The sequence below is a fragment of the Streptomyces sp. SS7 genome (assembly GCF_037993025.1).
Taxonomy (GTDB): Bacteria; Actinomycetota; Actinomycetes; order Streptomycetales; family Streptomycetaceae; genus Streptomyces.
In genome coordinates this window covers 2,584,575-2,598,366 of the sequence record NZ_CP141223.1, presented here as the reverse complement: position 1 = coordinate 2,598,366, position 13,792 = coordinate 2,584,575, and the positions used below count along the sequence as shown (strand labels likewise).

The following is a 13,792-nucleotide window of genomic DNA, read 5'->3' as shown; positions in this document are numbered from 1 at the left end:
TTAGGTGTGGGGGGCCTGCGGCATGGGGTGCGGGGCAGCGCCGGACAGGTGGACGGTGCCGTGGTGGTGTGCGCCGTGCGCGAGGTGAGCGCCGGGCAGCGCGAGGCCGTCGATGAGCGAGTTGTCGCCGGCCAGCTCGGCGCCGGCGAGCACGGCGCTGTTCTTGACGACGGCGTGATCGCCGATCCGGGCGCCGGGACCGATCCAGGCCCAGCCCTCGATCCGGGCGCTGTCCGCGATGTGCGCGCCAGGGTGGAGATGCTGCTGGCCGGGACGGGCGTGAGCGAGGTCGCGGTGGGCTAGCCAGAGGCGGTACCAGGTGCCGACATCCCGCCACGGCGCGGTACGCACGGCCACGTGTACCGGGTGGCCGGAGCGGATCAGGGCGGGGACGAACTCGTCCGCCCATGGATCCTCCGCGTGGTGCGGCAGGCCGTCCAGCTGGGGCCACGCGGCCGGGGAGACGACGCTGACTCCGATCTCGTGCAGGGGAGTCTCGCCGGCGCCTTGGGGCGGGCCGCTGCCCGGCGGCCGGGTGGCGGTGAGGATGCCGGCGCCGGTGAGGGTGAGCAGGCGGGGGCGTCCGTACTGGCCCTCTTCCGGGCCGGGGCCGTCGGTCGCGGCGAGCGTCAACGCGGCGCCCGAGGAGGCGTGGTCGGCCAGGATGCCGCCCCAGGCCGGATCGAGGACGAGGTCGCAGTTGAGCGTCACCACGGGCGTGCGGGCGGCCGTGTACTGCGCGCACAGCCACGCATACACCCCGGGCCAGTGAGGCGGCGCCGTGGCGATGCGCACGGTGCGCCGGTCTTCCGGGCCGAGGGTGCGGGTGACGAGCGCCGGGTCGTGGTCGTCGCGGTGCAGGACGGTGATCTTCTCGACGCCCCAGCCGCGCAGGATGCTCAACTGGTGGGCAAGCACGGTCTGTTCGCCGAGCGGCACGAGTGCCTTGGGCCGGTCGAGGGTGAACGGGTAGAGGCGGGAGCTGCGTCCGCAGGCGATGATGCACGCCTCCATCACCGCGTGCCTCCCGGCTCGGCGGGGCCGCCCTGCGGGGGCTGGTTGGGCGGGGAGGCGGTGCGTTCCTGGTCGGCGCGGAACGCGGGGCTGTTGGCGGCGAGCATCCGCACCAGCTGGCCGGAGCGGTTGACGCTGCCGTGTGGCGTGCCTCGGGGCACCGCGACCGCCTGCCCGGCGGTGAGCGTGAACGTGGTGGTGCCGAGGGTGAACTCCAGCTCGCCGTCGATCAGGTAGAGGATCTCCTCGCCGTCGTCGTGGACGACGGGGGTGCGCACCGCGAAGGGGTGGATTTCCAGGTAGTCCATGGACAGCGTGCCGAGGTCGCCGAGGGTGCGCATGCTCATGGTCTCGGTCAGCCACACCATGCCGTCGGCGCCGGGCGGCACCTGGCCGGGGAGGGGGCGGGTCATCACGACTCCTGTTCGGTTTCGGGGGTGTAGGGGACGGGGGCCGGGTGGGGGTCGATGTGCACGTCCAGGACGGTGGGGGCAGCCCGCTGCACGGCCCAGGCGAGGGCGGCATCAAGATCCTGGGCGGTGTGGACGCGGCGGCCGTCGGCGCCGAGCGAGCGGGCCAGGGCGACCAGGTCGGTGTCCGGCAGGTGGCAGGCGACGGGCCGGTGGCCGGTGCGGTCGAACCACGCCTGCTGGGTGCCGAGCGTGCCGTTGTTGAAGACCACCCACGTGATCGCCGCGTGCTCGGCGACGGCGGTGGAGATCTCCAGCGCGCCCATGAGGAACCCGCCGTCGCCGGTGGTCACCACCACCCGCTCGCCGGGTCCGCCGCTGGTGGTGCGTGCCTTGAAGGCGCCGACGGCGCCGGCGACCGCATGGCCCATGGACCCGAGTCCGGCGTTGATCAAGAACCGGTTGTCGCCCCGGGTGCGCAAGTAGCGTTCCACCCAGTAGGCGTTCTGCCCCACGTCCGCCAGCACCGTCGCCCCCTCGTCCAGGTGCCGTCCCACGGCCTCGCACACGGTGATCGGGTGCAGCCCGTCCGTCGGTGCGGTCGCGGGCGGGTCGGGGTGCTCGGCCCGCAGGGCGGTGGCCCGCCGGACGCCGTCGCCGCGGATGCTGTCGGCGTGCGGGTGCAGGGCGGTCAGGAAGGCGCGGGTGGTGGCCTGGACGGCGATGCCGCCCTGGTAGGTGTTGCCGAGTTCGCGGGGGTCGATGTCGACCCGGATGAGGCGGTCGGCGGGCAGGCGCGCGGTCCATCCGGCGGTGGTCAGGTAGGAGAAGGCCACGCCGAGGGCGAGCACCAGGTCGGCCTCGTGGTGCAGGGCGTGGTTGGCGGCGGCTCGGCCGTAGGTACCGACCGGACCGAGGGCGAGCCGGTGGTGCTCGTCCACATAGCGTTTGGCGGCAAACGAGCCGGCCACCGGCAGGTCGGCGGCCTCGGCGACCTCCATCAGCAGGCGGGCGGTGGCCACATCGGCGAGCCCGCCGCCGGCCAGCACCAGGGGCCGCTCGGCCCGGCGCAGCGCGTCGGCGGCGGCCTGAACCAGCGCGCCGTCGACCAGGTCCGGCGCGTCCACCGCCGCCCCCGTGTGCGTCGGGGCGGCGGGTGGGGCGGGGGCGGTGAACAGGTCGGAGGGAATGTCGAGGTGGACCGGTCCGGGGCGCCCGGAGCGGGCGGTGGCCAGCGCCTCGGCCAGCATCGGCCCCAGCTCTTCCGGGCTGGTCGGCTGCCAGGATGCCTTGACGGTGGCTCGGCACATGGCCGGGATGTCGGGGGTGCGCCCGAGCCCGGTGCCTTCCTGGATGCCGTAGCGGCCGAACTCGCTGCGCTCGGCCTGAGCGGTGATGGCCAGCAGCGGCACGCTGTCCATCCAGGCGGCGGCCAGCCCGCCGAGCAGGTTGATCGCGCCGGGGCCGGAGGTGGCCAGGCACACCCCCATCCCGGCGATCCGGGCGTGCGCGTCGGCCATGAACGCCGCGCCCTGTTCGTGACGGGTCAGCACGATCGGGATGCCGGCGTCGTCGAGGGCGTGGAAGAGCGGCAGGATCCGCTGTCCGGGGATGCCGTAGGCGCAGCCGATGCCCGCCTCGGCCAGGTGCCGGGCCAGCACCTCGGCCCCCGGAATCGTCGTTGTGGCCGTTGTGGTGGTCATGGGCGGGCCTCCAGAAGCTGTCGGTCGGACAGGACGGACCGCAGGGCGGCGGCCAGGCGGGGCACGTCGCGGGCGGCGGGGACGCTGATGCGGGCGAAGTCGGGGAAGCCGAGGCCGGCGGTGTGACGGATGTGCACCCGGTGGTCGTCGGCCAGCCGGGCCACGACCTGGGCTGCGTGGTCGCCGAAGCGGGCGAGGACGAAGTTGGTCTGGGAGGGCACCGCTTGCACGCCCATGGCGACGAGTTCGCCGGTCAGGGCCTGGCGGGCGGCGCGGCAGTCGGCGACGACCATCCGCAGGTGGTCCTCGTCCGCGAGCGCCGCCGCGGCGGCGGCCAGGGCGATCCGGTTGGTGTTGTACGGCAGGGCGGTGCGCAGGGCGGTCATGGCGTCGACCGCCTCGCCGTCGCCCAGCGCGTAGCCGACCCGCAGCCCGGCCAGCCCGTACGCCTTGGAGAAGGTCCGCACCACCACTACCCGTCCGGCGTCCAGGTGCGCGAGGCCGGTGCCGAAGCGGTCCGGGCCGGCGAACTCGGCGTACGCCTCGTCCAGCACCAGCACCGCCCCCGCGGCGCGCACGGCCGCCACCAGCCCGGTCACCTGCCCGGCGCTCAGGGCCGTGCCGGTGGGGTTGTGTGGATTGCACACCATCACGCACCCGGCCCCCTCGGCCGCCCGGCACACCGCGTCCGTGTCGATGCCGCCGCCGGGCAGCAGCGGGATCTCGCGGAAGGGGCGTCCGGCGGCCTCCAGGGACGCGGCATACCCGGCGAACGTGCGGGCGGTGATCACGGCAGGCGACGGGGCGGCGGCGAGCGCGGCGAGCAGGAGCATCTCGTCCGCGCCGTTGCCCACGATCACCTGCTCGGCATCCAGGCCGTAGTGGGCGGCGAGCAGGCTGCGCAGCGGTTCGCCGTCGGAGTGCGGGTACCAGTGCGCCCGCTCGACCTCGCGGCGCGCCGCCTCCAGGGCGTGCGGGGAGGCCCCGTGGGGGTTTTCGGACAGGGCCAGACGCTGCACGTCGCGCGGGTCGTGGGCGTGCGGTTCGGCCCGGAACGGGGTCAGAGTCGAAAAGACGCGCACGGCGGTTGGGCGTGCGGTGGGCGGTGATGGGGTTCGGGTGGGCATCAGACGGCTCCGGAATCGCAGGTGAGGGACAGGACGACGAGGTCGCCGTGGAGCGGGTGCCGGTCCACGGTCTGGCGGGCGATGCCGTAGCGGGCACACACGGCCGGCAGCGCGCCGGGGTCGGCGCTGCGGTGCACGTTCCCGGCCAGCGGGGCGCCGGGCCGCAGCAGCCGCAGCACCTGCGGGACGGTCTCGGCGGCGCTGGGAAGGTGCAGGACGTAGCAGGCCAGGGCGGCATCCCACACCTGGTCCGGCGCGGGGGTGAGCGTGTCCAGGACGGGCATGCCTGCGGCGGCGGCCAGGTGGCGCATGACGGGGCTGGGATCCCAGCCGGTCAGCTCGGGCGGGCGGTTGCGGGCCCGCAGGGCCAGGCCACTGCCGCACCCCACGTCCAGCACCGCTCGCGGCGGGCGGCCCGCACGCGTGGCCAGGGCAGCGAGGGCCCATTCGGCGGCGGCGACGTTGCGGCCGGTGTCGGCCAGCAGCTCGTATGCCTCGCCGAGTACGTCGTACAAGGCCGGCAGCAGGGCCCGGCAGTCGGGGCCGGTGGCCGCGGTGAGGACGATGCGGTCCAGGTAGCGGCACACGGCCCGGCCCGTGCCTGTCAGTGCGGCGGTCACCGCCGCCTCGTCCCCGGCGGGTACGGTGCGCAGCACCACCGCCGGGGACGAGGCGAGCAGGGCCCCTCCGGCCGCCTCCGGGTGCGGGTCGTCGGGGGCGGACGCGAGTAGGACGTGTCCGGCACGCACCGCCGCGGCGGTGCTGGTGTGCGCGGCGGCAGTGCCGGGAAGACCGGACGAGATAGGCATGCCCGACAGCGTCCGCGCAGACCAGGGGCCTGCTGAAGGGGATAACCGTGTGCCCGCCGTCTTCCGGCCGTGTGCCTCGCGTGTGCCCGGTCGATAACTCCCTGGAACCGTGTGGCTACGACCGCCACACTGGGGGGTCGCGCCGCCGCACCCGCCGCCGACCCGAAAAGGAGCGAGGCATGTGGCCGGACTTATGCCACCACCCCCTGGCGTATGTGCGCATGATCCGCAACTGGTCCCAGGAGGACCTCGCCCGGCTGATCCGCCAGGCCGCCGAGCGGCGGGGTCTGCGCAACGGCACCGACCGCAACCGGATCTGGAAGTGGGAATCCGGACGGGTGGAGGAGCCCGACGCCTTCTCCCAGGAACTCCTCGCCGAGGTCCTGGACGTGCCGCTCGACGTGGTGGCTGCGCTCGGCTGGCCGTGGTGGCTGCCCGCCTACACCCTGGACGAGCCGCTGTGGGACTTTCCGGGCCGCTCTGTTGTCACCTGGTCACCGGCGGCTACGGTGGAGTCCCTGGAGAGCGTCACCGGAGGACCCATGGACCGCCGCAGCTTCCTGATCGCCTCGTCCACCGCCGTCGCGGCGGCAGCCGCCACCTGGGCGGGCAACGTCCCCTTCGCCGCAGCCTCCCCGACGGCCGGGCGGCGGATCGGCGCCTCCACCGCCGACCTGTTCGACGCCCGCCTGGAGGGCTTACGGCGCCTGGACGACCGGCTCGGCTCGGCGGAGGTCCACCAGGCCGCCCGCGCCGAACTCCGCCTGATCACCTCCACGCTGAAAGACGCCTCCTACAGCGAGAACACCGGAAAGCGCCTGTACGCGGCGGCGGCCGAAGCCGGGCGGATCTGCGGCTGGACCGCCTATGACTCCTCCCACCACGCCGCCGCTGAACGGCACTACCTCGCCTCCCTGCGGGCGGCCGGGCACACCGATGACCGTGCCGTCGGCGCCACCGTCCTCGCGTTCTGGGCCGGGCTGCGCTACAACCGCGACGACCCCCACGGCGCCCTCGGCATCCTCGACGCCGTCACCGCGACGGCGGGCCGTCGCACCGGATCCCCGCGGGTGACCGCCCTGCTGCACGCCCGCACCGCCCGCGCTCACGCCAAGGCCGGCAACCGCTACGGTGCCCACCAAGCCGTCGATGCTGCGTTCGGCGCCTACGCCTGTGCCACCCCGGCCGACCAGGATGTGCCCTCGATGTACTGGATCACGGAGGGCGAGCTGCATCAGGTGGCGGCCAGCGCGGCTCTCGATCTGGGTGAGCACCGCCGGGCGCTGGAGCATTTCCAGGCCGCCGGCGACGCCGACGACCCGTACGACACGGAGAAGGAGCCGCGCGGCACCGCGATCTACCTGACCCGCCGAGCCGAGACCCACCTGGCGCTGGGCGAGATCGACGCCGCGGTGGACCTGGCCCAGCAGGCGGTGGACCGCATGGGCGGCACCGCCTCCGCCCGCGGCAGCAGCACGATTACCGCCCTGCGCGGCAAACTCGCCGCCCACCGCGCCATCCCCGACGTGAGGGACTTCCTCGCCGCCACCGCATAAGAACGCCGGCGTCCCTGCCCCCGGGGCCGGGCGCGGGACGCCGTGCGTGCGGCCAGGGCCGGTTACTCGGACGCGTCCTCGCGGACGGTCACGGTCGCGGCGTGCGCGGGGAAGCCCTCGTGGCCAGCCAGCTCCGTCACCACTGGAGCCAGCCGGCGGAACTCGGCCTCGTCCAGCTGCGCGATGGCGGCCCGCACCAGGTACGTCGAGGCGGTCACGCCGCTGGAGACCTGCGCGAACCCGGTGGTTGGCAGCGTCGCCGGGGTGCCGATGGCGAAGTTGGACGCTGCGAACGTCGTCCACTGGCCCAGCAGCACGGTGCCCGAGTACTTCGCCAGCGGCAGCCACGTCTTCGGGCCCTCGACGGCCAGCTGCAGGTGCTCCGGCGCGTAGGCATTGGCCACCGCCATCGCCTCCTCACGGTCGGCGGCGAGCACCAGGCCGCCGTTGGCCGTGATCGACGTCGTCGCATAGGTGCGGCGCGGCTCGGGCAGCTCGGCCAGCTGCTCGGCGACGTGCGCGCGGACGCCTTCCAACACGGGGCGGGAGATGGAGACCAGGACGGCGGAGGAGTCCGGGCCGTGCTCGGCCTCGTTGATCAGGTCGGCGGCCAGCAGCCGCAGATCGGCGCTGTCATCGGCCACGATCAGCGCGTCGGTGGGGCCGAAGCCGACCTCCACGACACAGCCCAGCCGCTGCACCTCCAGCTGCGCGCACGCCACCGCGGGCGAGCCCGGGCCGACGATCTTCCGCACCCTGGGGACGGTCTCGGTGCCGCAGGCCAGGGCCGCGATCCCGGCCGGGCCGTTGCTGCGGTACACCTCGCTCAGCCCCAGCTCCTGCGCGGCGACCAGGGTCGCCGGATCCACCTGACCGCTGCCGCCGGGCACCGGCGGCACCATGACCACGATCCGCTCCACCCCGGCGACCACGGCCGGCGTGGCGATCTGGATCAGCACCGACGGGAAGGAGCCCTTGCCGGAGGGGACGAACAGCCCGACCGAGGGAATCGCCGTGGCCTGCTCGCCGACCAGCAGCCCCGGCCGCGGCTCCGCCGTCCACGATGCACGCTCGACGATCAGCTCGTTGAAGGCCCGCACCTGCGTGATCGAGGTGCGGATCGCCTCGATGAGCCGTTCGCTGACCGCGGCACGGGCCTGGGCGAACTCCTCCTCGCTCACCCGCAGCCGCTCCGCCGGCAGAGTCATCTTGTCGAACCGGCCGAGCGCGTCGACCAGCGCGGCGTCCCCGCGCTTGCGGACGTCCTCCACGATGGTCGCGATCGAGGCCCGCAGGCCCTCGTCCACGCCGTCGTGGTCACTGCCCCGGGCCAGGATCCGATGGCGCTCCTCGGCCGTCGCCGTGCCCCAGTCGACCAGCCGCAGATCCGCCACGTTCACAGTCCCAGTCATCCGTCCGCTTCTCATCACTCGCTTGTGTACAGGAATCAGGCCCAGGCTCCGGAACGCCGTCGAGGGCTTCCACCGGAGGCCGGGTCATCGCGTCCAGGGTAGCGACCAGGCTCTCCTGCCACGCGGAGTCCGCCTTGGTTCACCCGCAGCCGGACTCGCCGCCGTCGATCGGGAGCACCACGCCGGTCACGTACGCACCCGCCCGGGACGCCAGGAACAGCGCCGCACCCGCCACGTCCTCCGCCCGCCCGAGCCGGCCCAGCGGGATCCCTGCCACGAGGCGCTCACGCTGGGCGGGGTCGGCCAGCAGCTCGGCGGTCATCGAGGTGGCGAACAGCCCCGGCGCCACCGCGTTCACCGTCACCCGCTCCCCGGCCAACCGCCGGGCCAGGTGCCTCGTGAGCTGGTGCACTGCCGCTTTGCTTGCGCCGTAGGCGTAGTTCTCCACCGGCGAGACCACTGGCCCGCCGTCGATCGACCCGATCGTGATCACCCGTGCTGGTTCACCCGGCCGAGCGGCCACCGCTGCCCGCAGACCGGGCAGAAGCCCGACCGTCATGCGGAACACGGCCTTGACGTTGACCGCCCACACCGCATCGAACGCGTCATAGGGATGGTCCTCCAGTGGTCCCACCCAGGTGGCGCCCGCGTTGTGCACCAGCACATCCACCACCGGCGCCACCGCCAGCACCCGCGCGACCACCCGGTCCACGCCCTCCGCTGTGGACAGATCGCCGATCACCACCTCACAGCACCCCGACGCACGTAGCTGTGCCGCGGCCTCCTCACCCGCCTCCGGCCGGCGCGACACCAGCACCACCCGGGCGCGGCCGGCCGCGAAGCCGCCTGCGACCATCCGACCGATCCCCGTGGCGCCCCCGGTGACCACGACGGTCATGCCTTCCACCGAGAACAGTCCATCCGGGCCGACCGGCCCGCTGCGCGTGTATGTCTCCTCCATACGGCCTAGCCCAGCCCACTCGTAAGCCCGGCGACAGGGGAGGAGTGTGTGCCCGCTGTGTGCCGAGCACATTTCGCCGCCTGGCACCTTCGTGCAGGCTGGCCGTGCGGCACAACGTAGGACCGGCTGAGCCCGCAGCGGTGCCGCTCGTCCGGGTGTCCGCGTGCCGGGTGGATCTCTGCGCCGGCACTCGGCCTGCTCGTGCCTGACCTGGTCGGCATCCTGCTGGCCGAGCGCGGCCACCGCCTGGAGCTGCACCCGCCTCGCCGGGACGTACGACCGGCAGGGCGGGTGCACCGTGTTGTGCTGGCCAACTGGTGGACTCGGCGTCGGCCCCGAGGAGGAAGCGTCGTGGTTCCCTCCTTGCTGCCCGAACAGCACCGTCGTGGAAGGGGCAGCCATCGGTTGTTCCCCCCTCCAGCGTGGAAGGGGGGAACAACTGATGACGTCAGCATGGCAGGGTGCTCAGCCAGCGACAGGGGTTCCGTAGCGGCTGCGGTGGGCGTCCTCGAAGGCTGCGTGGAACGTGCGCTGCGTGGCCTCTTCGGCAACGCTCGCGCGGACAGTGCAAGCACGCTCCCAGTACTGCCGTGCCTGCGGCGTGGCGAGAAACGACTCGGCCGCTTCGTGGAGATGCACGGGCGTCAGCGCGCCGGTCTCCCACTGGAGTTCCAGCGCCATGATGCGTGCGTTCATGTAAAGGTGGGCCCGGATCTCGTCGTCGCTGAGACCCTCCAGCCGCTCGGTGACCCACAGCCGGGCCAGGCCCGGGTCCGCGACCCCCTGACGCAGGAGTTCCATGTGGATCCGGCGGGCTTCCAGGCGCAGATCGTCCCGCTTCCGGGTGCGCCACTGGGCCACAGACACGGCCAACAGCGCGATCGACGCGGCGATCAGCGCGGCATTCACGGCGAGCAGCACGATCACGCTTCCTCCAGGGGGCGTCCGGGTCCTGCCGCCTGATCGTCGTGGGTGATCGCGAGAGTGGCAAGACCACCCCGGCACATGCGGGCGATGATCTGCCGCATGGGGGCGTTCATGCGGCGATGGTGTTGCGGGTGGCGTGGATGCCGGTCGTATACGGATGGTCGCCGCCCAACACACGACTGCTCGTCTCCGCCACGTCGTCGATCAGTGTCCGGGCCCGAGCCGTCTGTCCCGCGGTGTGCAGGACCAGGGCGAGGTCGGCCCGGGCGCGCAAGGTGTGCGGGTGCCCTGCGCCCTGGCGCTCTTCCCGCAGGGAGATGAGGGCGTGGGCCTCGGACTCGGCTTCGTCTGTCTTGCCCAGGACGCACAGCGTTTCCACGAGCAGGTGGCGGGCGGCCCAGCTGTCGCGGTGGCCGTCACCGTGTGCGGCGACGATGTCCCGCACGGTGGCGCGGATGGATTCCTCGGACTCGTGCGGGGCGGTGCGGTACAGGACCCAGGCCAGGGTGAGGCGGCAGGACAGGGTGGCCGGGTGCTCGGCGCCCAGGGCGGTGGTGGCGCGTTCGACGGCAGTGGAGGCCAGCTCCTCCGCTTCCGTCCAGCGGTCCTGTTCGCCCAGGTTGTCGGCGAGCCGGGCCAGCGTGGTCAGCGTGTCGGGATGTTCCGGGCCCAGGTCCTGCTGCTGTACGTGCAGGACATGCCGGAGCTGGGTCTCGCCGGCCGGGTAGTCGGCGAGACCGTACAGCGCGAGCGCGTACTGCACGCGCGCAGCGAGGGTATCGGCGTCCTCGGTGCCCGAAGCCGGGGATATATCTGGGAGGAACTGCTCGTACAGGTGGGCCGAGGCGGCGAAGTCACCTGTCTGAAGGGCACGTTCGGCATGTCGGCGGAGGTCGTCTTCCAGCGTGGACGCGTTCATGGCGGGTCGTTCCTTTCGACGAAAACGATGCATGCTCATGCCATGCTCTACGGGTGTTGGCGTCTGCGGGGCCGGTTACGCGGTTCCCAGCGGGAGGACGGCGACGGGGTCCCAGTCCATCTCCCACCGGACGCCGCCGTCCGCTCGTGGGTGGGCGGTCCAGCGCACGTCGAGCAGGTGCAGGCGGGACACGGTCAGCGGGGCGTGACTGGGGCTGATCCGGCGCAGAGCGCTCTGGAGTGGGTCGGAGTCGGCTTGGTCGTAGGCATAGCCGAGGGAGGCGTGCCCGCGGCCTCCCTCATGAGCGATGGCCGAAGTGTCGTGGGCCTCCCACAGCGCGGAACGGACGAGGTTCTGCAGGGCTACGAGGCCCTGGTCGGGATGCGTGTCAAGGATGGCCCCGGTGCGGTTGGCTAGCGCACTGCCGCACAGCACGGTGAACGGCTCGATACGTGTGAGTCGGTCCTTGAGTGTGGTGATGAGGCGGGTGCGCTCGGTGGTGCTGATGTCGGTGCTGGGGGCGGCGGCGTCCATTTCGATGGTGATGTGCACGAGGTCGTCGGGCACACACCAGATGGGATAGTCGCCCAGGACCTCCCGGCAGGCCGCGGCGAGGTCGTGGAACTCCCTGTCCACCGGCTCAGGCCGGACGTAGAGATGGAGTGCTCCGGCCCCGGATTCCCACTCCTGGCCTCGGAAGGTCGGCACGAACTGCTTCATGATCCATACCTTGGTTCAGTGCGGCCGAGGATATCGGGGGCGAGTTCGCGTACAGCAGCGGTAGGGGGTTTCCAAGCAGCAGTGCCGCGGGCGTTGATTCGAAGTTTGTAGGCGTCGAAGTTGCCGATGCGCAGGGACATGCATTTCCTTTCGAGAGCTGTGGGTTGAGGGTGCAGTCCGGTTGTCAGGGCGCTTCGTCTGGCCTCTCGACGGCGAGGGCATCGAGACGCTCGGCGAGCGCGGCGGACCGACGTCCGGCTTCTTTGTGGACGAGACCAAGGGCCATGTGGGGTGCGTTCAGTTCAGGTAGGGGCGGACGCGTGCGGGATGAGCATGGGGCTGCCGTGCACGGGAGTCAGGTGTGGTCGGGGACTGGGTGGGCGAGGGCTACGGCGGTGACCTGGCCGAGGAGGGCAGCGTCCTTGCAGGTAGCGCAGCTGGTGACGGATTCGGGTAGTTGGCGCACGGTCAGCAGCGCACCGTCGAGCAGGGCACAACTGGTCTCGGGGTCAAGTACGACCTGGAGAACAAGGGGGTTTACGGTTGCGCCGGTGTCGCTGGTACAGCGAGGGCATCGGCCGTGCTTCGGAGCTGAACCGCCTGAGCCCTCCCAGCCGCCGACCGTGAGCCGGATGGCACGGGGACGGTTCGGGTCAGTGACGAGGCACCCCTTCTTTTCCAGCTGGTTGAGTTGGTAGCGGACGGATGCGGTGCTCTTCAGGCCCACCGCGGTGCCGATCTCGCGCATCGAGGGTGGGTAAGCCTTCAGCTGGACTGCAGTGCGGATGAAATCGAGGATCTGCCGTTGCCTGTGCGACAACGCCGTGTCGGGCGTGGGGGCGGAGTCCTCGACAGCAGAGGCCAGCTCACTGTCTTCGGCATTGGAGGAGTCGATCGTCATGAGGTTCCTGGGTTCGTCATCGGAATGTCCCGCGCCACTGCCGCGCTCTCACGGCGGGCTGTGGGCGGCATGGGCTGGTCACTTCGTGGCCCGCGGGAAGGCGATCTCCACGCGGCGGTTCTTCCTGCGGCCGTCCTCGGTCGCGTTGTCCGCGATGGGGTACTGCTCGGCGTAGCCGCGTACCTCGAAGGTGATGTCCGGGGCGTTGAGAGCGTCCGCGAGGACGTCCTGTACGGCGCTGGCCCGCTGCTTCGACAACACGAGGCCGTGGGCGTGTGAGCCGAGGTTGTCGGTGAAGCCGAAGACGCGGACCTGCGTTGCCCCCTGTTGCTTGATCTCCTTGGCGATGGCGCCGATGCGGGCCTTCGCGCTGCCGGTGAGATGGGCGCTGTCCTTGGCGAAGAGGACCTCGGCCTGCAGTGCGAAGGTCACGTCGGTGGGGGTGTCCTCACGGCGTTCGTCTCCGCCCAGGTCTTCTGTGACCGACTTGATGTCGAGGATCTTGGGAGGTGCCAGCGTGGCTCCCGTGGCCAGCTTGAGGGTGGGGTCGTGTGGATCAACCCAGGCCGTCATGGTGGCCGATGCGCCGGAGCGGGGGGTGCTGGGGCCGGCGGCGTGCGCGGGGGCGGCAGTGCACACGGTGGTGGCGGCCGCGACTGTGATCGCGGAGGCGACGGCCAGGGTGAGGTGCGGGGATGAGGCCGGGACTCTGGGGTGGAACATGAACCGTCTCACTGGGACAGCGCGATCGTGGCGCTGGAGAACGTGGGCAGTTGCAGGGTCACCTGGGTCGTCGTCGCAGGAGGGGCAGGGAATTGCATGTAGATCGGAACCGTCTGCCCGGCATCGAGGATGGAGAGGCCGGTGGTCGTCAGCGGTCGGCCGTCCGTATCCCGCAGCACGTAGTACCGCTTCTTGCCCCGGGCATCGGTGAGGGTGGCGCCGCCGAGCGAGAGGCCGTGCACGAGGATTTCGGTTTCATCGCCGCGCAGAAAGGCCGTGACGACGCGGCTTTTGGGCGAGGCGTTCGTGAGAGTGCCGCTCACCGTGAGGACCCCGCCCGGATCTTTGACGGCGGTGTCGACCTGGAGTAGGAACCCGTTTCCATCGCGGAGCCGGGCCAGCGGCTGGGCCGCGGCTGCCTGCCGTGTCTCGGAGGCGGAGTCAGCCGCGGTGGAGGTGGCAGGCGCTTTCGGCTGCGAGGTGATGCTCGCGCAGCCCGTGACCAGCACACATGTGAGAGTTAGTGCAGGCACACGCCGTGCGGTGCTTCGGGTAGCGGCCATGAGGGGAGTTCTTTCAGTTCGGTGTCATGGTGGAACTCGGCTGGAGG

At 72.0% G+C, this 13,792-nt stretch carries 14 protein-coding genes; 1 reads left to right on the top strand and 13 read right to left on the bottom strand.

Annotated features, from left to right (window positions below):
• Genes U5640_RS11595 through U5640_RS11575 form a run of 5 tightly spaced genes read right to left on the bottom strand, consistent with a single transcriptional unit; the run spans position 1 to position 5,063 of the window.
• Positions 1-1,014 (bottom strand): NDP-sugar synthase, encoded by a 1,014-nt coding sequence (locus U5640_RS11595; RefSeq protein WP_340375716.1) that lies wholly within the window; start codon positions 1,012-1,014, stop codon positions 1-3.
• Positions 1,014-1,427 carry a cupin domain-containing protein gene (locus U5640_RS11590; protein ID WP_340375715.1) on the bottom strand — a complete coding sequence of 138 codons (414 nt, stop codon included), beginning with the start codon at positions 1,425-1,427 and terminating at the stop codon, positions 1,014-1,016. The genes U5640_RS11595 and U5640_RS11590 overlap by 1 nt, the downstream gene beginning before the upstream one ends.
• Entirely contained in the window at positions 1,427-3,127 is a 1,701-nt protein-coding gene (locus U5640_RS11585) for a thiamine pyrophosphate-binding protein (protein WP_340375714.1), read from the bottom strand. The genes U5640_RS11590 and U5640_RS11585 overlap by 1 nt, the downstream gene beginning before the upstream one ends.
• Complete coding sequence (locus tag U5640_RS11580) at positions 3,124-4,209, bottom strand: histidinol-phosphate transaminase (RefSeq protein ID WP_340375713.1); 1,086 nt, start codon at positions 4,207-4,209, stop codon at positions 3,124-3,126. The genes U5640_RS11585 and U5640_RS11580 overlap by 4 nt, the downstream gene beginning before the upstream one ends.
• Positions 4,210-4,253: 44 nt before the next feature.
• Entirely contained in the window at positions 4,254-5,063 is an 810-nt protein-coding gene (locus U5640_RS11575; protein WP_340375712.1) for a class I SAM-dependent methyltransferase, read from the bottom strand.
• A 179-nt stretch (positions 5,064-5,242) separates the two neighbouring features.
• Between U5640_RS11575 and U5640_RS11570 the strand changes: the two genes are divergently transcribed.
• On the top strand, positions 5,243-6,619 hold the full coding sequence (locus U5640_RS11570; protein WP_340375711.1) for a helix-turn-helix domain-containing protein: 1,377 nt from the start codon (positions 5,243-5,245) through the stop codon (positions 6,617-6,619).
• Between the two features lie 62 nt (positions 6,620-6,681).
• Here U5640_RS11570 and hisD read toward each other — a convergent pair whose 3' ends face one another.
• From hisD to U5640_RS11530, 8 genes are all read right to left on the bottom strand, one after another.
• Entirely contained in the window at positions 6,682-8,031 is a 1,350-nt protein-coding gene (hisD, locus tag U5640_RS11565; RefSeq protein WP_340375710.1) for a histidinol dehydrogenase, read from the bottom strand.
• Positions 8,032-8,170: 139 nt separating this feature from the next.
• The gene (locus U5640_RS11560) at positions 8,171-8,992 is read right to left on the bottom strand and encodes an SDR family oxidoreductase (RefSeq protein WP_340375709.1); all 822 of its coding nucleotides are present in this window, start codon (positions 8,990-8,992) and stop codon (positions 8,171-8,173) included.
• Between the two features lie 465 nt (positions 8,993-9,457).
• On the bottom strand, positions 9,458-9,919 hold the full coding sequence (locus tag U5640_RS11555; RefSeq protein WP_340375708.1) for a DUF6082 family protein: 462 nt from the start codon (positions 9,917-9,919) through the stop codon (positions 9,458-9,460).
• 109 nt (positions 9,920-10,028) lie between these two features.
• Positions 10,029-10,838 carry a tetratricopeptide repeat protein gene (locus tag U5640_RS11550; protein WP_340375707.1) on the bottom strand — a complete coding sequence of 270 codons (810 nt, stop codon included), beginning with the start codon at positions 10,836-10,838 and terminating at the stop codon, positions 10,029-10,031.
• A gap of 75 nt (positions 10,839-10,913) precedes the next feature.
• Positions 10,914-11,558 (bottom strand): 2'-5' RNA ligase family protein, encoded by a 645-nt coding sequence (locus U5640_RS11545; RefSeq protein ID WP_340375706.1) that lies wholly within the window; start codon positions 11,556-11,558, stop codon positions 10,914-10,916.
• A gap of 355 nt (positions 11,559-11,913) precedes the next feature.
• Positions 11,914-12,459, bottom strand: coding sequence for a hypothetical protein (locus U5640_RS11540; RefSeq protein WP_340375705.1), 546 nt, complete (start codon positions 12,457-12,459; stop codon positions 11,914-11,916).
• Between the two features lie 78 nt (positions 12,460-12,537).
• Positions 12,538-13,182 carry an OmpA family protein gene (locus U5640_RS11535; protein WP_340375704.1) on the bottom strand — a complete coding sequence of 215 codons (645 nt, stop codon included), beginning with the start codon at positions 13,180-13,182 and terminating at the stop codon, positions 12,538-12,540.
• Between the two features lie 8 nt (positions 13,183-13,190).
• Entirely contained in the window at positions 13,191-13,691 is a 501-nt protein-coding gene (locus U5640_RS11530; protein WP_340375703.1) for a hypothetical protein, read from the bottom strand.
• Between the last annotated feature and the right edge of the window lie 101 nt (positions 13,692-13,792).